Here is a 16,538-nt window from a genome sequence, read left to right as displayed (position 1 = left end):
GGAGGAACCGAGGCATGACCGCCACCGCAACCGCACCCGAACGCGCCCCCGCCGCGGCGCCCCTGCTCGCACTGCTCATGCCCGCCGTCCTCGCCACCGTCGTCGCCAGCGACATGGTCAACCTCATGCTGCCGTCGATCGGGGAGCAGTTCGGCGCCTCCGAGGCCGAACTCGCCTGGGTCGTCACCGGCTTCCTGCTCATGTTCTCGATCGGCGTCCCCGTCTACGGCCGCGTCTCCGACCGGGCGAGCCTCAAGCGCCTCTTCGCGTTCGCGCTCGCGCTCTACGCGGCGGGCAGCCTCGTCTGCGCGCTCGCCCCGAACCTCCCGGTGCTCGTCGCGGGCCGGATCGTGACCGGCGCGGGCGCCGCGGCGATCCCGGTGCTCGCGATGATCGCGATCACCCGCCTGCTGCCGGAAGGCAAGCGCGGCATGGGCATCGGCGTCGTCTCCGCCGCCGCGGGCGTCGGCACCGCCGCCGGACCCGCGCTCGGCGGCGGGATCGGCCAGTACCTCGGCTGGTCCGCGCTGTTCTGGATCATGCTCGCCGCCGCACTGCTCCTGCTCCCCGCGGCGCTGCGCCTCCTCCCGGACGGGCGCCCGGCGGGCGCCGACCGGTTCGACCTCCTCGGCGGGGCCTTGCTCGGCGCCGGCGCCGGACTGGCCCTGTTCGGCCTCACCCGGATGCAGGCCGACGGCCCCGCGGCCCCGGCGTCCTGGGGCAGCCTCGCCGCGGCGGCCCTGGCGCTCGCGCTCTTCGCCTGGCGCACCGCCCGATCGGCGCACCCGTTCGCCCCGCCCGCGCTGTTCGCCGACCCGCACTACCGCGCCTCGGTCCTCACCGCGTTCCTCGCCATGGCCGTGAACCTCGGCGCCCTGGTGTACGTGCCGCTGCTGCTCATCGACGTCAACGGCCTCGAACCGGGCGCGGGCGCCCTCGTCATGGTTCCCGCGGGCCTCGCCGTCGCCGGACTCTCGCCCCTGATCGGCCGCCTCGCCGACCGCACGGGGTCCCGGCCCCTCGTCCTGGCGGGCCTCGCCGCGGTCATCGCCGCCGCGCTCTTCCTGTCCGCCTTCGCCGGGAGCGTCTCCGTGGTCCCGGCGGGCGTCGGCATCCTCGTCCTCAGCGTCGGCTTCATCCTCGTGATGACCCCGATCCTCAGCAGCGCCGCGGGCGCCCTCCCCGCATCGCAGGTCGGCGTGGGCCTCGGGCTCCTCCAAGGCGCGCAGTTCCTCGGCGCGGGCGCCGGACCTGCGGTCTTCGGCGTCCTCGTCACCGCCGTCCGCCAGAGCGGACGCGACGCGGTCAACCCGCTCCATGCGGCCGCCGGCGGCGCCGCCTACTCCGACGCCTTCCTCGCCATGGCCGCGGTCGCGGCGGCGGCCGCGCTCATCGCGCTCCGCATGCGCCGCGGGGCCGCCTAGGCGCCGACCGGTTCACCGGGGCGGGCCGCCGCGCGGTCCGCCCCGGCGGCGGCTCAGGCGCCCTGGAGGCGGTCGCGCTCGGCCTTGCGGCGGCGCTTCTCCTCCATGAGGGCCTCGGCCTCCGCGGCGGGCACTTCCTCGTAGTCGTAGTCGATGTGGCCGCGGTCGTGGTCCAGGAAGAACGTGGTGCGCACCCAGCCGGGCTTCGCGAAGTCGTACTCCTCGCTCCAGCCCTTCCCGCCCTCGCGGTACTTGCGCAGGAACCCCGCGGGATTGGACCTCGGCCAGCGGTGGCTCACCATCACGAAGTACCTAAGATCCTCCACCGAAACTCCCATCGAACGTCTTCAGGTCCTGCACGTTGCTCGGATGCGGCACCTCGTTGAAGATCTTCTTCTGCTCCGCGTCGAGCGCCGCCTTGCGCGGGTCGGCGTCGTCGAGGACCTTCATCTGATCGTACAGATCGTGCGTGCCCTCGTCCTTGGCCCAGAAGCTCTGGTCGGTGTGGTGCTGCACCTCGAACTGGGTGCCGGTCTCGGGATCGCGCCAGGTCGTGTTGATGCCCTGGTACTTGCCGTCCTGGTTCCACTTGAACTTGTACTGCTTCGGGTCGGGCTCGAACCCGGCGTCCTTGAGGGTCTGCTGGGCGTTCTTGACGCCGTCGGTGTACTTGTCGTCGGCGTGCCCGAGGGTGTACCTGACGGAGTCGTTGATCTCGGCGATCGCGTCGTCCGCGGTCGCGTCCGGGTTGCGCCGCTGGATCCTCGCGACCTTTTCCTTCAGCGAGTCCTCGGTCTTGAGCCGGTGGTCGCGCCCGATGAGCTTCGAGTCGTTGGCGGCGGCGATCTCGTCCATCTTGGGGGTGATCCGCGACTCGGCGTCCCGCGAACGGGCCAGGAACCGGTCCACGGCCGCGTTGTCCTCGGGGCTCAGCTTCACCTCGGGGTGCTTCGGGTGCGTCCAGCCCTTCGGGGCGTCCGGCGTCGGCGCGGTCGTCCTCGGGTCCGGCGCCGCGCTCGTGTCGCCCGGCTTCTTCTTGCGGCTCACGGCCTTCCGGAACGATTTCGGGAGTTTCGCGGCCTTGTTGATGATGGTCCCGACGGCTTTGCCTGCGCCGCTCATCTTGGAACTGGAGCTACCCATTGAGCACCGCGCTCAGCGCCCGGTCCATGAGCTGGTCGATGATGAGCCCGGTGATCTTCTTGAAGATCGGGATCTGCGCCAGCGACGCCCCGAACGTGACCGCCGCGAACGCGATGGCCTGCGCGATCTGGAACGCCAGGATCGCCAGCTGCACGATCACGCTGATCTTCAGCGCCAGGATGATCCCCGCGGTGACCATCAGCCCGATGGTGATCTCGTTCGTCGGGTCGGCGACGTCGGCGATGTTCCGCAGCGCCGACTCCTCGTGCTCCCAGTCGGCTCGGAACGCGTCGATGTCGGCGCCCGAGTTCCCCTCGATGAGCGACCGCGCCGCCGCGTCCAGCGACTCGACCCGCCCGGCGACCTGGTCGGCCATGGCGGTCCACTCGCCCGCGAGGTTGAAGATCTTCTCCTCGTCCGACTCGGGCCACTCGTAGCCGAGCACCCCCAGCAGGGTGATGAGTTCGGAGGGCAGCTGCATGCCCATATGGCGACTCCTCTCCGCATGGGGAGCAAGGGGGTTGGGGGTGGGAAGGGGCCAGGGGCCGGGGTGGAAGGGCTCAGGGTTTGAGTCCGCCGTGGATGGTCGTGAAGCTCTTGGCGACCTCGGCGTCGTTGGCCTCGTGCTCGTCGGCCATCTCGCGGAGGTCCTGCGAGTACGCTTCCAGCGCTTCGATGTTCGACGTGAAGCACTCTGTCGCGACCGCGACGCACTCCTCGTGCGCGGGCCCGGCGATCGACCCGACCATGTCCCCGCCGAACGCGTCGGCGTACTGCGCCAGCGCCGCCGTGAACTGGTCCAGCAGCGCCTGGACCTCGTCCTTCGCGGCGTCCAGCCCGTCGGCGGACCGCCGCATCCCCTCGGGATCGATCTGAAGTCCGGCCACGGTCATCTCCTCGGGGCGCGCCAGGTGAACGCTAAAGATCCCTCACCGTATCGCATTCCCGCCCGCGCCACCAGACGGCCAGTTTCCTTTAACCGCAACGACATCTACACAACGTCCTGGAAACCGGGACCGTGCTCCGCGGCAGCGCAGGCGTCGTTCACTGCCAGTCGCGGATCGCGACTTGGCAGGCGATGAACGCGATGACGCCGATGGTGAGGATCGTCCCGAGGATGAAGGTGAGTCGCTTGTTCTTGCGCTCCTCTTCACGGGGGTTGAACGGGAGGGGATCGGAGTGCACGCGCGGCTGCTGCGGCGAGCCCGGCGGGACGAGCCGCTCGAGACCGGCCGGCTGCGGGACCGCGAGCTGCCGTCCGCGGCACCGCGTCGTCCTGCGCGGGATCGCCGACCGTCCGCTAGTCGAAGTCGGTGGCGCGGGCGACCGGCTCCCACTCGCTGAACTCGGCCTGCTGCTCCTTGAGTTCGGCGCCGATCGCGTCGGCCGCGTCCGCGCCCAGGACCAGCCGGAGCGGGACGGTGTCGGCCGCGAGCGCGGCGAGGATCGCGGCCGCGGCCTTCGCGGGGTCGCCCGGCTGCTTCCCGGCCGCGTCCGGGAACGCGGACCGGAACGGGCCCACGGTCGCCTCGTACGCGTCGAGCGGCGCCGACTGAACGTGCCCGGCCCCGTTCAAGCCGGTGCGGAACGCGCCCGGTTCGACCACGAGCACGTCGATGCCGTGCGGGCGGACCTCCGCGGCGAGGGCCGCGCTCAGCCCCTCCAGGGCGTGCTTGGTCGCCGAGTACGCGCCCACGCCGGGGAACGACATGCGCCCGCCCATGCTGGAGAGCTGCACGATCGTGCCGCTTCCGTTGGCGCGCATGTGCGGCAGCACGGCCCGGACCAGGTCCGCGGGTCCGAAGAAATGCAGGTCCATGAGGGACCGCAGCTCGGCGTCGGTGGTCTCCTCGACCGCGCCGATGTGGCCGCGGCCGGCGTTGTTGACCAGGACGTCGATGCGGCCGTACCAGAGGACCGCCTCGGCGACGACCGCGCGCACGCGGGCGGGGTCGGTCACGTCCAGGGCCACGGGCACGGCCCGGCCCGGATGGGCGGCGGCGAGGTCGTCGAGGTCCTCGGGGCGGCGGGCCGTCGCGATCACGGTGTCGCCCGCGGCGAGCGCGGCCTCGGCGATCGCCCGGCCGAAGCCGGAGGAGGTGCCGGTGACTAGCCAGACGCGGCCCTCGGCGGTGCGGGTGGGTTCGGTGTCCACGGGGTTTCCTTCCGTCGGTGTGCCGGTCCTTTATCCCCCTGGGGCCCTTGGGGCGTCCAATACCGGTTTCCGACCGGGCCATAAAGGCGGCTTATGATCGCTGCATGGAGCTGCGGCAGTTGCGGTATCTGGCGGCCATCGCCGAGCACGGGAACCTCGGGAGGGCCGCGAAGGCGCTGTACGTCAGCCAGCCCGCGCTCTCCTACGCCCTCAAGGGGCTTGAGGCCGAGCTGGGGGTGCGGCTGTTCGACCGCACCCCCGCCGGCGTCGAGCCGACCGCCGCGGGCGCCGACGTCCTGGACGCCGCCGCGGCGGCCCTCGCCGCAGCCGACGAGGTGGCCGCGGCAGCCGAGCGGCACCGCACGGGCGGGGTCCTGCGGGTCGGGTTCGAGGCCAGCGGCGCCGGTGAGCTGACCACGCGCGCCCGCGCCGAGTTCGCGCGCCGCCGCCCCGGGGTCCGGGTGGTGCCCAAGCGGTTCGACTGGGGCGGCGAGGCCGCGGCCCTGCGCGAGGGCGCGGTCGACGCCGCGTTCGTGTGGCTCCCGGCCGACCTGACCGGCTGCGAGAGCGTCCTCGTCCGCACCGAGCCGCGCGTGCTCGGCGTCCCCGCGGGCCACCGCCTCGCGCGCCGCGACGCGGTGTCCGTCCTGGAGACGAACGCGGAGCCGCTCATGTGGACGGACAAGGCGCCGCGCGAGTGGGTCGACTGGTGGGCCGTGAACCCCCGCCCCGACGGCAGCGAGCCCCGGTGGGGTCCGAAGAACGACAACGTCGAGGAGATGCTCGAACAGGTCGCCGAGGGCGCGGCGGTGTGCTTCGCGCCCGAGTCGATGGCCGCCTACTACGCCCGCCCCGACCTCGTGTGGGTCCCGCTCGCCGACGCCGAACCGCTGCGCGTCGCCCTCGCCTGGCGGGCCGGGAACCCGCTCGCGGAGGACTTCGCCGCCGTCGTCCGCTCGCTCCTCTAGGACGCACCACGTCGGCTGTCGGCCACGTCGGCCGTTCCCGCGAGCTGCACGGGACCGAACTCCGAACCTTTGGGTCGCAGGATCTCAGGGAACTGGTCGCCGGCTCCCTCACGGTGTCACGCGGCGGGCTTCGCGGAGGTGAAGCCGCCGGCGATCGCGATCCCGGCCCGCCGGGGCAGGAACCTGACGGCGGTCGCCTGGGCGGCGGTGAGCCGGCCGGAGACGATGCTGGGCGGGGCGTGCCTGCGGGCGAGGGCCCGGAGCGCCGTGCGCACGACCTGCTCGGGCGTCTGGCAGGTCCCGGCCGGGTCGTTCATCGTCGCGACCACATCGAAGAACTCGGTGCGCGTCGGCCCCGGAGAGAGCGCGAGAACGCGCACGCCGGTCCGCCGGGTCTCCCGCCAGAGCGCCTCGGTGAAGGACAGCACGAACGCCTTGCTGGCCGCGTAGGCGGCCATGCCCGGGACCGGTTGGTATCCGGCGCTGCTGGCGACGTTGACCAGCGCGCCCCTCCCGTGCTCAAGGAGTCCCGGCAGGAAGGCCCGCGTGATGTCCACCAGGCCTTCGACGTTGAGGCGGAGCATGGCGGCGAGGCGGTCGCTGTCGGCGTGCGCGAGGTCGCCGTGCATCCCGAACCCGGCGTTGTTGATCAGCGAGGTCGGCCGCAGCCCCCGCGCCCGGCACTCGGCCTCCAGGCGCCCGCCGGCCCCGGGTTCGCTCAAGTCCGCCGCGACCACGTCGACCCGGCGGCCGTGGCGGCCCCGGATCGTCTCGGCGAGGTCTTCCAGCCGGTCGCGCCGCCGCGCCACGAGCACGAGATCGCTGCCGCGGGAGGCCAGTTCGCGGGCGAACGCCGCGCCGATCCCCGCGCTGGCCCCGGTCACCACTGTGACCGCGTTGTGGAACATGGCTACCGTCCTCGATATAAGTGAACAGGTGTTCAGTGAGTTAGACTGTACAGGTGTTCACTTACAGATGCAATCGGCCATGAGCAGGACCGGCAACCAGCGGGGCCAGGGGGCCCGACTGCGGGAGGAGCTGATCGCCGCGGCCAGGGCGCTGATCGTCCGGCCCCAGACGCTCGAACTGCCGTCACTGCGCGCCGTGGCGCGCGACGTCGGCGTCGCCCCCTCCGCGGTGTACCTGCATTTCGCGTCCGGGGAGGACCTGGTCGACGCGGTCATCGACGAGCAGTTCGGCGAACTGCGGCACGCGCTGGAGTCCTGCGGCGACGATCTCGCCGCGCGCGCGGCCACGTATGTCCGATGGGGACTGTCGAACCCGGGGGCGTACCAGCTGCTGTTCGAGAGCGCCGACCGGCTCCCCGCCCTCGCCGACGGTCGCCGTCCCGGATGGGACCTGGTGCAGCGCCTCCAGGAACTCATCGCCGCCCGGACCGGCCGCAGCGAGGCGGCCGCCTTCCCGATCGCCCTGCGCCTGTGGACGGGCCTGCACGGCATCGTGTCGCTGCGTCTGCACAAGCCCGACCTCGCCTGGCCCACCACGCCCGAGGACGAAGCGGCCGACGCCGCCGCGAACGCCCTCCGCCCGCCGTCCGGGGGCATGCCCGAATGAGCGAGCCGCATCACGCCGGCCCTCGCGGTGACCGGCGACGCCACGATCATCCGCGGCGTCCTCCTCCCCGCGGTCATGCGCCTCACCGGCCGGTGCAACCGGTGGTCCCACCGCCCCTGAAACGCCTCCACACCCGCATCGGCCTCCGCGAAACCTGAACGGGGAGAATGTCCGCATGTCCGATGACCGCACCGACGCGCCCGCCGACCTCGCCCAATGGGGCCTCCACGCGTTCGCGCTCGGCGCCCGCAGCACCCCGCACTCGGTGGTCGCCATGGACGACAACGGCGTCCTGCTCTACCACGCCCGCAACGGAATCACCATGTCCGAGCTGCACGCCCGGGGAGTCAGCGCCTCGCAGAGCCAGCTCGCGCTGCTGCGCGCCTACGAGCTGATCACCATCGACGGCGAAGTCGTCACCACCGCCTTCCCGGTGATCGGCCCCGACCTCCTCAGTGCGCTCCGCCCCCGAATCCGGGCATTCGCCGACACCCTCGCACCCCGCCTCACCGGCGGCGTCAAGGCGATCACCACCGAGCTGCGCCGCCGCGGCCACACCGCACACGACTACACCGTCGTCTTCGGCCACGCCGTCGACGGCCTCCTCTGGGACCGCCTCCGCGCACACGGCCTCGTCCCCACCACCGAACTCAGCGTCGAACGCCCTTACTGGAACGGCGCCTTCTGGGCCCTCCACCCGCCCCGCAAGAACACCGCCGGCGTCAACGAGGTCCCCGGATCCGCCGCAACCCTGGTCATGGTCTGGACCGACGCCACCTCCAACGCCCTATGGGAACTCGCCCGCTCAGACGCCGGCCAGTCCCTGCTCTCCGACCCGCACTCCCAAAGAGCCGTCCCGGTGCTGACCGGGGAAGACGAACTCCACCACCACAGCCTCGCCATCGCCGACACCATCGCCCGAGCACTCCAATCCGACCCCGAAGCCCGAGCCCTCGCCGCCGCGCTCCCCGACACCGGCCGTCACGAACCCATCCTTGTGCTCGCCCATGAACTCATCTGGGACCTCATGACCGCCCTCGTCAAGACCGGCCACCTCCACCCCCAGCCGGGCCCCCGAACCCTCACCGACCACCTGCTCCTCCGCGTGCCCCGCTAACGCGATCTGAGATAGCCGAGCAGATCTTCGACCAGGTCTCCGGGCTCGACAGCGCCCTTGCGCTCCCCGGCGAGGTGCCCCGCGAGCGCGAGGTCGGCGGCCCCGTGCGCGAGCGCGCGGATCAACGCCGCCAACCGAACCGCATCCCCCGCCGGAAGCTCCCCGTCGCGCTGCGCGGCGGCGACGAGGTCGACGAAGGCGGCGTTGGCCGCAGTCGCGGCCTCGGCGAGCTCATCGGATTCGATGCTCCAGCGCCCGAACACGAGTTTGAACCGCGCCGGGTACCGCAGCGCCCAAGCCGCGTAGTCGACGAGCACGGTCCGCAGGGCGTCCCCGGGCCGCTGCCTCTCGGCCGCCCGCTCCATCGCCGTGCGCAGTCCTTGCAGCTCGCGCGCGGCGACCGCCGCCAGGAGCGCCTCCTTGCCCGCGAAGTGCTTGTAGGGCGCGTTATGGGACACGCCGGCACCGTGCCCGACCTGCCGCAGTGTCACCGCGTCGGTCCCGCCCTCGTCGAGCAGTCGGGCGGCCACATCGATCAGCGCCTCGCGGGTGCGGTTCACCGAACCTCCTCGGGTTGACAACGTCAACCATTCGATCTAGGTTGACGTTGTCAACCTACCATGCGGCGCCGCCGCGAACGGAAAGGACCGAATCCCATGTCCGACACCATGAACGCCGTGGTCACCGGCGCCACCTCCGGCATCGGCGAAGCGATCGCCCGCAATCTCGCCGCCGCAGGAATGCGGGTCGTCCTCGTCGGCCGCAGCACGCGCCGCCTCGACGAGGCGGGCGCCCGCATCCGCGCGGCCGTCCCCGATGCCGATCTGCTTGCAGAGCAGGCGGATCTAGCGCTGCTCGGCGAGGTGCGCGCCCTCGCCGGCCGCCTCGCCGAGGCGCCGCCCGACATCGTGGTCAGCAACGCCGCAGTGGTCGCCGACCCCGACGACCGGACTCCCGAAGGCCATCAGCGCACGCTCGCGGTCAACCACCTCGCGCCCTACGTCCTCCTGCGCTCGCTGATCGAGCCGATCGGGGACCGCCCCGCGCGCTTCGTGATCGTCGGTGCCTCCCCGCGCGCCTTGGCCCCCATGCCGGTCGACCTCGACGACCTCGAATGCCGCGACCTCCGCGCCCTGGGCCGCCTGCCCAGCCTCCGCCCGGCCACCGCATACGCCCGCACCAAGAACATGAACGCCATGCTCGTCTACGCCCTCGCCCGAAGGCTCAAGCACACCCGCATCACCGTCAACGGCGCGCACCCGGGCATCATCCGCGGCACCCGCCTCGGCGAAGGCACCATGCGCGGCGCCCTCCGCGCGTTCGCCGCAGCCTCGGCCCTGGTCTCCCCCGGCGGCCCCGACGTCGGCGCCGACACCCCCACCTGGCTCGCAACCGATCCGGCACTGGCATCGACCACCGGACGCTTCTACGTCAAACGCACACCCGTCCCCACCGCGCCCCACACCACCGACCCCGAACGCTGCGACCGCCTCTGGGAACGGACTGCACAGTTGACAGGCATGCCGGAGTGAGACGGAGCGTCCTCCTTGCACGGCATTCGCTCACCGCCCGACGTCGTCGCACGCGATGGCGTAGTCGTCCAGGGCGGCGACGAGCGCGAGCGACTCGGTGGTGCCGGGGTAGTACAGGTCCTGGTTGTCGACGGCGCGGAGGAGCAGGCCGGCGACGTCCCGGGCGGTGAGCGCGAGTGCTTCGTCCACGGCGTCGCCGCTGAGGGTCGTCTCGATGCCGGAGGGGGTTCCCGGCGGCGGTGACGGGGCCGCGCTCGATCCGGCCGGTCCGGAACTCCGGCTTGACGCCGTACCGCTTGAGGAAGGTCTCGATGAACGGCTGCAAGGACTTCCGGCGGGACTCCCCGCTCCAGATCACCACCTCGGAGGCGATCTTCGAGACCGTGCCCTCCCGGTTGCGCAGCCACCAGTCCGTCGACGCGTCCCTGAACAGCGCCTCGACCTCGCACGACTGCGGCTTCGGCACCTCCATGTCGATCGGCACGAAGCCGGGCTCGGAGTTCGGCGGCATGATCGGCAGCGGGAACCGCACCTCGATGTTCGGGTCGTCGGGGGAGTGCACCGAGAGGCTGACCTTGTGGACCGGGACCTTGGAGGCGTTCAGGTAGAAGATCCCGAACTGCCCGGACCGCTCGGCCCACCACGCCGAGACCAGGTCCGCCTGCGAACGCTCCTGCGCCTTCTCCCGCTCCAGGTCGCGCCGCACTTCCAGCCGGTACGTCCGGTAGGCCATGTACGCCGCGACCAGCCCGCCGGTCAGCCCGACGACGGTCGCGACGGTGGTCAGGAGGTCGAAGACGAATCTCCACGTGTCCCTTCCGCAACCGTAGGGCCGCAGGGCAACCCGCGGACAGGCGTGCGTCGCGAAGACGACACGCCCCGGTCGGGCGGTGGCCGCGTGCGGCTACGCGGTCCGGGTCGCGAGCCGGGTGCGCCCTGCGGTCCTCGCGAGGACCTCGATCACGGTGACGGGCACCGGGCCGAGCGGGAGCCCGGTGCGCGCCAGGCCCTCGGCGATCAGGTCGAGTGCCTTGGACGCGGCCCGCCGGACCGCGGTCGCCGCGATGCCGGGGCCGGCGAACCGGGCGTTCCTTCGGGTCGGGCTGCGGCCTGTGCCGCGCGGGCCTCGTTGCGGCCCAGCGGCACGGCCGATCCGTCCGCTGGAGCCTCGACGTGCCGGCCTGCCAGGTCTGGGAGAGCCGGCCCGCTGGCGCCGTCGTGCGCTGATGTCAGTGCCCGGCGTAGTTCACGTAGTCGGCGAACAGCGCCCACACCTCGCGGGACTCGGCGACGGCGCTCTCGACCTCGGTGGTGCCGCCGACGAACGCGTTGGTCGTGTCGACCTCCTCCGGGCACTCGGTGGAGGCCTCGACGGTCCGCTCTTCGAGGAGGGCCCCGGTGCGGGCCTCGTAGATCCGCGCCGCCACATGGTGGGACTGCAGCGTGACGTAGACCCACCCGCCCTGGAGCGGGTCCGTGCCGACCTCGCCGTATGCGCCGCAGTCGGTCTCCTCGGGCGGTTCGACGTACTCGGAGCAGACCACGAGCGCGGGGTCCTGTTCGGTCCAGACCCCCGGGTACGGGTACTCGGGAGGATCGACCTCGGGCCCGAAGCTGTTCCCCCAGGCGGTCTCGCCGAGGAGGAACTGCGTGACGTTCTCGCCGCCCGGGACGTACTCCGGAGCGGCCTCGACCGCCGCGGGGGCCGCGCAGAAGGCCAGGATGTCGAACGGCGGCCCGGCCGCCTCCTCGGCCGCCGGGACCTCCGGCTCGTCCGAGGTGCAGGCGGCCAGAGCGAGCACGGCTGCCAACGCCGTCATGACCGAGGTGAGATGCCGCAAGAGGTGCTCCAAAGGGGTGGGTCGGCTTCCAGCGTATCGGAGCCGACCCGCAACGGCCCCTGCAGAACCGCCGATCGGCACGCCCCCACCTGGACTGGCGGCAACCCGGGCGCCTCGCCCTCCTCGCCGTCCTCACGGCGCTCGCTGCAGTCGTGACCTTGGTTGAGCGAACCATGAAGCGGCCCTGCCCAGGTCGAGACCTGCGAGTTCTCCACCCGGCCCGCGGTCCCGGTGTACTGCCGGGCCACACCCAGCGACCAGCGGCCCTTCTTGAGATCGCCAGTCTCGTCGAAGAACGAGCACACCTTCGCCGCCGAGGCGCTCGACGGCGAGGGCCCCGATCCTGGCACGCAGCTCCCGCTCGTCCCAGACCGCGCGTTCAAGCAGGTAGTGCAACCGGTCGGGGCTGGAATGCCCGGCCCACTCGGCGATCGTCACGCAGTTCTTCCGCTCCAGACTCGCCAGCAGCCCGGTGACATAGTCACCAGCGCTCATCCGGCAAGGCCGGGAGCCGAACAGGTCCGCCATCGCGTCGAACACCGCCTGCCCGGCGGCCGCGAATGCTCCCTCAAATATCCTGGCCTCAGCGGCCGCACTCGTCTCTTCTTGCCGCGCAACACGAATCATACGAGAGCAGCTCTTCCTGTCTGCGCCCGAATTCCATCTGCCGCAGTAGTCATCACGGATGGGTGAGAAGGAGACCGCGCGGGCTCGCCCGCGCGGTGGGAAGCAGGTCAGCCGGTGAAGGGCTCAAGAGCGAAGCGACCGATCGCTATGAAGGCGGTCGCGGCGAGGTAGGCCCCGTCCCCGAGCGCGGCCTTGGTCTCGCCGCGGCGGGTCCGCACGATGACGGCGCCGATCATGATGATCGCCAGGCCGCTCGCCGCCAGGGGCACCAGGATCGGCGCGATGTCGAGCAGGGCGGGCAGGATCAGGCCCGTGGCGCCGAGGATTTCGAGCGCTCCGATGGCCTTGAGAGTGTTGGGCCGGAAGTCGAGGACCCAGCGCGAGGCGGCGCCCATCGCGGCCATCTTCTCCCTGGGGACGAACAGCTTCCCGAAGCCGGAGAGCAGGTAGACGGCGGCCATCAGGCCGGCGGTGATCCACAGTGCGATGTTCATGGTTTCCTCCTGAGCAAGATGTCTGAGGGGCCGCGGGCGGACCTGATTACCCGGTCCGCCCGCGAACCTGGGGGGAGTGCGGGCGTCAGGCGTACTGGCCGGGCTGGTACGCGCCGCCAGGGGTCTTGGTGATCACGTTCAGCCGGTTGAAGGCGTTGATCACGCAGATCAGGGCGACCAGGGCCATCAGCTCGTCCTCGTCGAAGTGCTTCGCCGCGTTCGCCCACGCCTCGTCGGTGACGCCGCTGGAGTCGGCCAGGCGGGTGCCCTGGTCGGTCAGTTCCAGCGCCGCCCGCTCCGCGTCGGTGTAGACGGTCGTCTCCCGCCATGCGCCGACCAGGTTGATCCGCACCGCGCTCTCACCGGCGGCCGCGGCGTCCTTGGTGTGCATGTCCAGGCAGCCGCCGCAGCCGTTGATCTGGCTGGCGCGGATCTTCACCAGCTCCTGCAACCCCTTCGGCAGCGACGAATCGGCGATGACCTTGTTGGACGAGATGATGTACTTCGCCCACTTCGCGCCGAGCTCGTTGCCCATCGGGTTGATCCGCTGTTCCATGTCGGGTCTCCTTCGTCTTCGGATGCTTGCACCACTACGACGAAGCAAACCGCCGAGACGTAACAACCCCGGCGAGCGGCCTATTCGGGCCGGGCGGGCAGCCCCATGGCGTCCAGGCGCCTGCGGTCGCTCACGGTCAGCAGCTCCACGATCCGGCCCTCGACCACCGTGCACGCCGCAACGCCGAGGACCTTCCCGTTCGCGCCCCAGGCCACGAACCCGGGCTCGCCGTTGAGCATGACCGCCAGCGACGAAGTCATCGACTTCATGCCGCGCACGACCGAGTCGGCCGCCTCGGCCGCCCCGACCGTGGTCAGCACGCCCTGCGGGTGCAGCGTGCGCCAGGTGACCTGCGGGTCCATGAGCTGGACGAGCGCTTCGAAGTCCCCGGCGCGGCCGGCGGCGATGAACGCGTCGACCACGTCGCGCTGCCGCCGCCGCTCCTCGGTCGGCAGCGACGCGCCCCGCACCTTCCGGCGGGCCCGGCTGGCGAGCATCTTGGACGCGTCGGCCGACCGGCTGATGATCTCCCCGATCTCGGCGAACGTCACCCCGAACATGTCGTGCAGGACGAACGCCAGCCGCTCGGTGGGCGTGAGCGTTTCGAGCACCACCAGCAGCGCCATCCCGACCGATTCGGCGAGCATCGCGTCGTCCTCGGGCGTCGGCCCGCCGTCCACGGTCACCACCAGCTCCGGCAGCCGATCGTCGTACGACAGCTCGGCCCGGGCTGTGCGCGAGCGGAGGGCGTCGATGCAGACCCGGCCGACCACGGTGGTCAGCCATCCGGCCAGATTGTCGATCGAGGCATGCTCCTGCCGCGCCAGCCGGATCCAGGCCTCCTGCACGGCGTCCTCGGCATCCGCCCGCGACCCCAGCATCCGGTAGGCGACTGCCACCAAGCGCTCGCGCTGCTCTTCGAACGCCCCCGCCAGCGCTTCGGGCGTACCTGATTCGGTCATGTCGTTACCTTCCCTGTGCGGACTCCGTCATAGAGATGACGAGTTCCGCGCCGCCAAGGTAACCGACCATCATGCGACGCGCCAGAATCTGCTTCCGACGCCAGAACCATGAACCTCGCGAATCACGGATGGAGTGCTAGCACGACAGCCGTATTTCGTTGTGCCGCTTGAGATCTAGCATGGCCACGTAGTGAATGATCCGGCGGCAGAGCTCAGACCTCAAGAACCTTGGCATCGATGGCGCACCCACCTCCACCGCAAGCAGTCGAGATTCCCTGCCGAGCAGCGGCAACGACTGCGCGTCCGAGAGAAAGACCAGGCAGCCCACCGCTCCAACGAAGAAGCGGCCATCGATTCGATGGCCGCTTTCGACTGCGCTGTCGGAATTTTGGTCCCGAACCTCAAAATCCGAACTTGTTTCACCTGGTCAGAAGTGGTATGCCTCAAAATGGTGGAGCTTAGGGGATTCGAACCCCTGACCTTTTCCATGCCATGGAAACGCGCTACCAACTGCGCCAAAGCCCCTTGATTGGCGTTCCAGAGGTCGTAGACCTTGGAACCGGGACTAGTTTACACAGGGTTCGGGGGCGGGGCCGGGGAGGGGTTCGAGATGCGGGTCACGTTGGTGAGCTGGGGGTTTACCAGAGGTAGGGGCCCGGTCGGGACTGGGCGGTGATCCAGCGGGTCTCGGTGAAGGCCTCGGTGTTGGCGGTGCGGCCGCCGAAGCGGGCGCCGGTGCCGGAGGCGCGGACGCCGCCGAAGGGGGCGTGGGCCTCGTCGCCGACGGTCTGGTCGTTGATGTGGACGATGCCGGTGGGGATGCGCTCGGCGAGGTCCAGGGCCTTCATGACGTCCCGGGTGATGATGCCGAGGGACAGGCCGTAGTCCGATGCCGCGGCGAGGTGCACGGCTTCCTGCTCGGAGGTGAACGTGCGGACCGGCGCCACCGGGCCGAACACTTCTTCGCGCCAGACCGGAGTCGCGTCGTCGGCGGCGCGTACGACGGTGGGGCGGTAGAACAGATCCTCGTAGCTGCCTCCCGTCGTGACCTGGCCGCCCGCGTGGACCAGGGCGTGGATCTTCTCGCGCTGGCCCGCGTCGATGACCGGGCCCAGGTCGACCTTGTCGGTGAACGGGTCGCCGACGGTCATCGCCGCGGCCTTCGCGGTGAGGGCGTCGACGAAGGCGTCGTGGAGGCGCTCGTGGACGAGGTGGCGGCCCGCGGTCATGCAGATCTGGCCCTGGTGGAAGAACGAGCCGAAGGCCGCGGCGCTCGCGGCGGCCTCGACGTCGGCGTCGTCGAGGACCAGGAGCGCGGAGTTGCCGCCGAGCTCCAGGTGGACGCGCTTGAGCAGGCGCCCGCCCGCCGCGGCGACCGCGCGCCCGGCGCGCGTGGAGCCGGTGAAGGAGATGACGCGGATGTTCGGGTCGGTGACGATCGCCTCGCCGACGTCGGGCCCGCCGGGGACCAGGTGGAGGAGCCCCGCGGGCAGGCCCGCCTCCTCGAAGACGCGGGCCATGGCGACGCCGCCGCAGACGGCGGTGCGCGGGTCCGGTTTGAGGACGACCGCGTTGCCGAGCGCGAGGGCCGCGGCGACCGAGCGGATGCCGAGGATCAAGGGGGCGTTGAACGGGGCGATGACGCCGACGACGCCGACCGGGACGCGGCGCGCCATCGACAGGCGCGGCGACTCCGACGGGAGGAGCTCGCCGATCGGCGCGGACGCGAGCGCCGCCGCCTCGTGGCATTCGGCCGCGGCCACATGGGTCTCGAAGCCCGCCTTCATCGGGACGGCCCCGGACTCGCGCATGAGCCACTCGTGGATCTCGGCCGCGTGGGCCTCGAAGAGGTCGCCGGCGCGGCGCAGGACCGCGGCGCGGACGTGGAACGGCGTTGCCGCCCAATCGGGTTGCGCTGCCGCGGCGGCGCTCGCGGCGGCCGCGATGTCCGCCGGGGACGCGACGGCGGCGTGCGCGAGGACCGCGCCCGTGGCCGGTTCCACCACGGGCCGAACGGTGTCGGCGGGGCGCCAGGCGCCGTCGAAGCGGCGCGAGTCCCAGACCGCGGGGTCGAGGAGGGAAGCGGGGGAAGGGAGTTCGGTTGACATCGTCGTCGCTCCTGTCGGCGTGGGGGAGGCAGTGCG

At 71.5% G+C, this 16,538-nt stretch carries 21 protein-coding genes, 1 tRNA gene and 1 pseudogene; 6 read left to right on the top strand and 17 right to left on the bottom strand.

Features of this window, described 5'->3' with window-relative positions; genetic code table 11:
• The first annotated feature begins 14 nt into the window (after positions 1-14).
• Positions 15-1,424, top strand: coding sequence for an MFS transporter (locus B0I28_RS05330; RefSeq protein WP_106362782.1), 1,410 nt, complete (start codon positions 15-17; stop codon positions 1,422-1,424).
• Positions 1,425-1,477: 53 nt separating this feature from the next.
• Here B0I28_RS05330 and B0I28_RS05325 read toward each other — a convergent pair whose 3' ends face one another.
• From B0I28_RS05325 to B0I28_RS05305, 6 genes are all read right to left on the bottom strand, one after another.
• Positions 1,478-1,750 carry a hypothetical protein gene (locus B0I28_RS05325; RefSeq protein WP_146147976.1) on the bottom strand — a complete coding sequence of 91 codons (273 nt, stop codon included), beginning with the start codon at positions 1,748-1,750 and terminating at the stop codon, positions 1,478-1,480.
• Positions 1,737-2,546 carry an ATP nucleotide 3'-pyrophosphokinase gene (locus B0I28_RS05320; protein ID WP_106362780.1) on the bottom strand — a complete coding sequence of 270 codons (810 nt, stop codon included), beginning with the start codon at positions 2,544-2,546 and terminating at the stop codon, positions 1,737-1,739. Before B0I28_RS05320 ends, B0I28_RS05325 begins: the two co-directional genes overlap by 14 nt.
• A 13-nt stretch (positions 2,547-2,559) precedes the next feature.
• A complete protein-coding gene (locus B0I28_RS05315; RefSeq protein ID WP_106362779.1) occupies positions 2,560-3,054 on the bottom strand; it encodes a WXG100-like domain-containing protein in 495 nt (164 codons plus the stop codon).
• Between the two features lie 73 nt (positions 3,055-3,127).
• Complete coding sequence (locus tag B0I28_RS05310) at positions 3,128-3,454, bottom strand: WXG100 family type VII secretion target (RefSeq protein WP_146147975.1); 327 nt, start codon at positions 3,452-3,454, stop codon at positions 3,128-3,130.
• 157 nt (positions 3,455-3,611) lie between these two features.
• Positions 3,612-3,752 carry a hypothetical protein gene (locus tag B0I28_RS27120; protein ID WP_181245646.1) on the bottom strand — a complete coding sequence of 47 codons (141 nt, stop codon included), beginning with the start codon at positions 3,750-3,752 and terminating at the stop codon, positions 3,612-3,614.
• 115 nt (positions 3,753-3,867) lie between these two features.
• Positions 3,868-4,722, bottom strand: a complete 855-nt coding sequence (locus tag B0I28_RS05305) for an oxidoreductase (RefSeq protein ID WP_106362777.1) — start codon at positions 4,720-4,722, stop codon at positions 3,868-3,870.
• A 104-nt stretch (positions 4,723-4,826) separates the two neighbouring features.
• Between B0I28_RS05305 and B0I28_RS05300 the strand changes: the two genes are divergently transcribed.
• Complete coding sequence (locus B0I28_RS05300; RefSeq protein WP_106362776.1) at positions 4,827-5,690, top strand: LysR family transcriptional regulator; 864 nt, start codon at positions 4,827-4,829, stop codon at positions 5,688-5,690.
• A 116-nt stretch (positions 5,691-5,806) separates the two neighbouring features.
• On the opposite strand, the gene B0I28_RS05295 is transcribed toward B0I28_RS05300, so the two are convergent.
• On the bottom strand, positions 5,807-6,598 hold the full coding sequence (locus B0I28_RS05295) for an SDR family NAD(P)-dependent oxidoreductase (RefSeq protein WP_106362775.1): 792 nt from the start codon (positions 6,596-6,598) through the stop codon (positions 5,807-5,809).
• 79 nt (positions 6,599-6,677) lie between these two features.
• Between B0I28_RS05295 and B0I28_RS05290 the strand changes: the two genes are divergently transcribed.
• Together B0I28_RS05290 and B0I28_RS05285 are read left to right on the top strand one after the other, a co-directional pair.
• Positions 6,678-7,265, top strand: coding sequence for a TetR/AcrR family transcriptional regulator (locus tag B0I28_RS05290; protein WP_181245645.1), 588 nt, complete (start codon positions 6,678-6,680; stop codon positions 7,263-7,265).
• Positions 7,266-7,440: 175 nt separating this feature from the next.
• Positions 7,441-8,382 (top strand): hypothetical protein, encoded by a 942-nt coding sequence (locus B0I28_RS05285; protein ID WP_106362773.1) that lies wholly within the window; start codon positions 7,441-7,443, stop codon positions 8,380-8,382.
• Here B0I28_RS05285 and B0I28_RS05280 read toward each other — a convergent pair.
• Positions 8,379-8,942 (bottom strand): TetR/AcrR family transcriptional regulator, encoded by a 564-nt coding sequence (locus tag B0I28_RS05280; protein WP_106362772.1) that lies wholly within the window; start codon positions 8,940-8,942, stop codon positions 8,379-8,381. The two genes, B0I28_RS05285 and B0I28_RS05280, sit on opposite strands and share 4 nt — an antisense overlap.
• 96 nt (positions 8,943-9,038) lie before the next feature.
• Here B0I28_RS05280 and B0I28_RS05275 point away from each other — a divergent pair, with 96 nt between their 5' ends.
• Positions 9,039-9,914, top strand: coding sequence for an SDR family NAD(P)-dependent oxidoreductase (locus B0I28_RS05275; RefSeq protein ID WP_106362771.1), 876 nt, complete (start codon positions 9,039-9,041; stop codon positions 9,912-9,914).
• Between the two features lie 30 nt (positions 9,915-9,944).
• Here the strand turns inward: B0I28_RS05275 and B0I28_RS27115 are convergent, their stop codons facing one another.
• Positions 9,945-10,103, bottom strand: a complete 159-nt coding sequence (locus B0I28_RS27115) for a hypothetical protein (RefSeq protein ID WP_181245644.1) — start codon at positions 10,101-10,103, stop codon at positions 9,945-9,947.
• Between the two features lie 122 nt (positions 10,104-10,225).
• On the opposite strand from B0I28_RS27115, the gene B0I28_RS05270 reads away from it, so the two are divergent.
• Complete coding sequence (locus B0I28_RS05270; RefSeq protein ID WP_106362770.1) at positions 10,226-10,522, top strand: hypothetical protein; 297 nt, start codon at positions 10,226-10,228, stop codon at positions 10,520-10,522.
• Between the two features lie 621 nt (positions 10,523-11,143).
• Here the strand turns inward: B0I28_RS05270 and B0I28_RS05265 are convergent.
• From B0I28_RS05265 to B0I28_RS05230, 8 genes and pseudogenes are all read right to left on the bottom strand, one after another.
• The gene (locus tag B0I28_RS05265) at positions 11,144-11,734 is read right to left on the bottom strand and encodes a hypothetical protein (RefSeq protein WP_106362769.1); all 591 of its coding nucleotides are present in this window, start codon (positions 11,732-11,734) and stop codon (positions 11,144-11,146) included.
• Positions 11,731-12,060, bottom strand: a complete 330-nt coding sequence (locus B0I28_RS28605) for a transposase (RefSeq protein ID WP_425433427.1) — start codon at positions 12,058-12,060, stop codon at positions 11,731-11,733. Before B0I28_RS28605 ends, B0I28_RS05265 begins: the two co-directional genes overlap by 4 nt.
• Positions 12,061-12,118: 58 nt before the next feature.
• A pseudogene (locus B0I28_RS28600) lies at positions 12,119-12,250 on the bottom strand (IS701 family transposase); the annotation flags it as partial.
• A gap of 239 nt (positions 12,251-12,489) precedes the next feature.
• On the bottom strand, positions 12,490-12,876 hold the full coding sequence (locus tag B0I28_RS05255; RefSeq protein WP_106362768.1) for a DoxX family protein: 387 nt from the start codon (positions 12,874-12,876) through the stop codon (positions 12,490-12,492).
• 85 nt (positions 12,877-12,961) lie between these two features.
• Positions 12,962-13,432, bottom strand: coding sequence for a carboxymuconolactone decarboxylase family protein (locus tag B0I28_RS05250; protein ID WP_106362767.1), 471 nt, complete (start codon positions 13,430-13,432; stop codon positions 12,962-12,964).
• Between the two features lie 80 nt (positions 13,433-13,512).
• Complete coding sequence (locus B0I28_RS05245) at positions 13,513-14,394, bottom strand: sigma-70 family RNA polymerase sigma factor (RefSeq protein ID WP_106362766.1); 882 nt, start codon at positions 14,392-14,394, stop codon at positions 13,513-13,515.
• A 449-nt stretch (positions 14,395-14,843) separates the two neighbouring features.
• Positions 14,844-14,919, bottom strand: a tRNA-Ala gene (locus tag B0I28_RS05235).
• 113 nt (positions 14,920-15,032) lie between these two features.
• The gene (locus B0I28_RS05230) at positions 15,033-16,502 is read right to left on the bottom strand and encodes an aldehyde dehydrogenase family protein (RefSeq protein ID WP_106362764.1); all 1,470 of its coding nucleotides are present in this window, start codon (positions 16,500-16,502) and stop codon (positions 15,033-15,035) included.
• Positions 16,503-16,538 lie beyond the last annotated feature (36 nt).

It is taken from the genome of Glycomyces artemisiae, assembly GCF_003002955.1.
In the GTDB taxonomy this organism is placed as follows: domain Bacteria; phylum Actinomycetota; class Actinomycetes; order Mycobacteriales; family Micromonosporaceae; genus Glycomyces; species Glycomyces artemisiae.
Note: the sequence above shows the minus strand (reverse complement) of the source record. Positions and strands in the feature narration are given on the sequence as shown.

Bases quoted from the DNA above. Each gene is read 5' to 3' on its own strand.
- B0I28_RS05265 (WP_106362769.1), bottom strand. From the start codon at position 11,734: ATGACGGCGTTGGCAGCCGTGCTCGCTCTGGCCGCCTGCACCTCGGAC.
- B0I28_RS05295 (WP_106362775.1), bottom strand. From the start codon at position 6,598: ATGTTCCACAACGCGGTCACAGTGGTGACCGGGGCCAGCGCGGGGATC.
- B0I28_RS05270 (WP_106362770.1), top strand. From the start codon at position 10,226: ATGAACGGCTGCAAGGACTTCCGGCGGGACTCCCCGCTCCAGATCACC.
- B0I28_RS05255 (WP_106362768.1), bottom strand. From the start codon at position 12,876: ATGAACATCGCACTGTGGATCACCGCCGGCCTGATGGCCGCCGTCTAC.
- B0I28_RS05230 (WP_106362764.1), bottom strand. From the start codon at position 16,502: ATGTCAACCGAACTCCCTTCCCCCGCTTCCCTCCTCGACCCCGCGGTC.
- B0I28_RS05285 (WP_106362773.1), top strand. From the start codon at position 7,441: ATGTCCGATGACCGCACCGACGCGCCCGCCGACCTCGCCCAATGGGGC.
- B0I28_RS05320 (WP_106362780.1), bottom strand. From the start codon at position 2,546: ATGAGCGGCGCAGGCAAAGCCGTCGGGACCATCATCAACAAGGCCGCG.
- B0I28_RS05330 (WP_106362782.1), top strand. From the start codon at position 15: ATGACCGCCACCGCAACCGCACCCGAACGCGCCCCCGCCGCGGCGCCC.
- B0I28_RS05315 (WP_106362779.1), bottom strand. From the start codon at position 3,054: ATGGGCATGCAGCTGCCCTCCGAACTCATCACCCTGCTGGGGGTGCTC.
- B0I28_RS05300 (WP_106362776.1), top strand. From the start codon at position 4,827: ATGGAGCTGCGGCAGTTGCGGTATCTGGCGGCCATCGCCGAGCACGGG.
- B0I28_RS05245 (WP_106362766.1), bottom strand. From the start codon at position 14,394: ATGACCGAATCAGGTACGCCCGAAGCGCTGGCGGGGGCGTTCGAAGAG.
- B0I28_RS05290 (WP_181245645.1), top strand. From the start codon at position 6,678: ATGAGCAGGACCGGCAACCAGCGGGGCCAGGGGGCCCGACTGCGGGAG.
- B0I28_RS05250 (WP_106362767.1), bottom strand. From the start codon at position 13,432: ATGGAACAGCGGATCAACCCGATGGGCAACGAGCTCGGCGCGAAGTGG.
- B0I28_RS05275 (WP_106362771.1), top strand. From the start codon at position 9,039: ATGTCCGACACCATGAACGCCGTGGTCACCGGCGCCACCTCCGGCATC.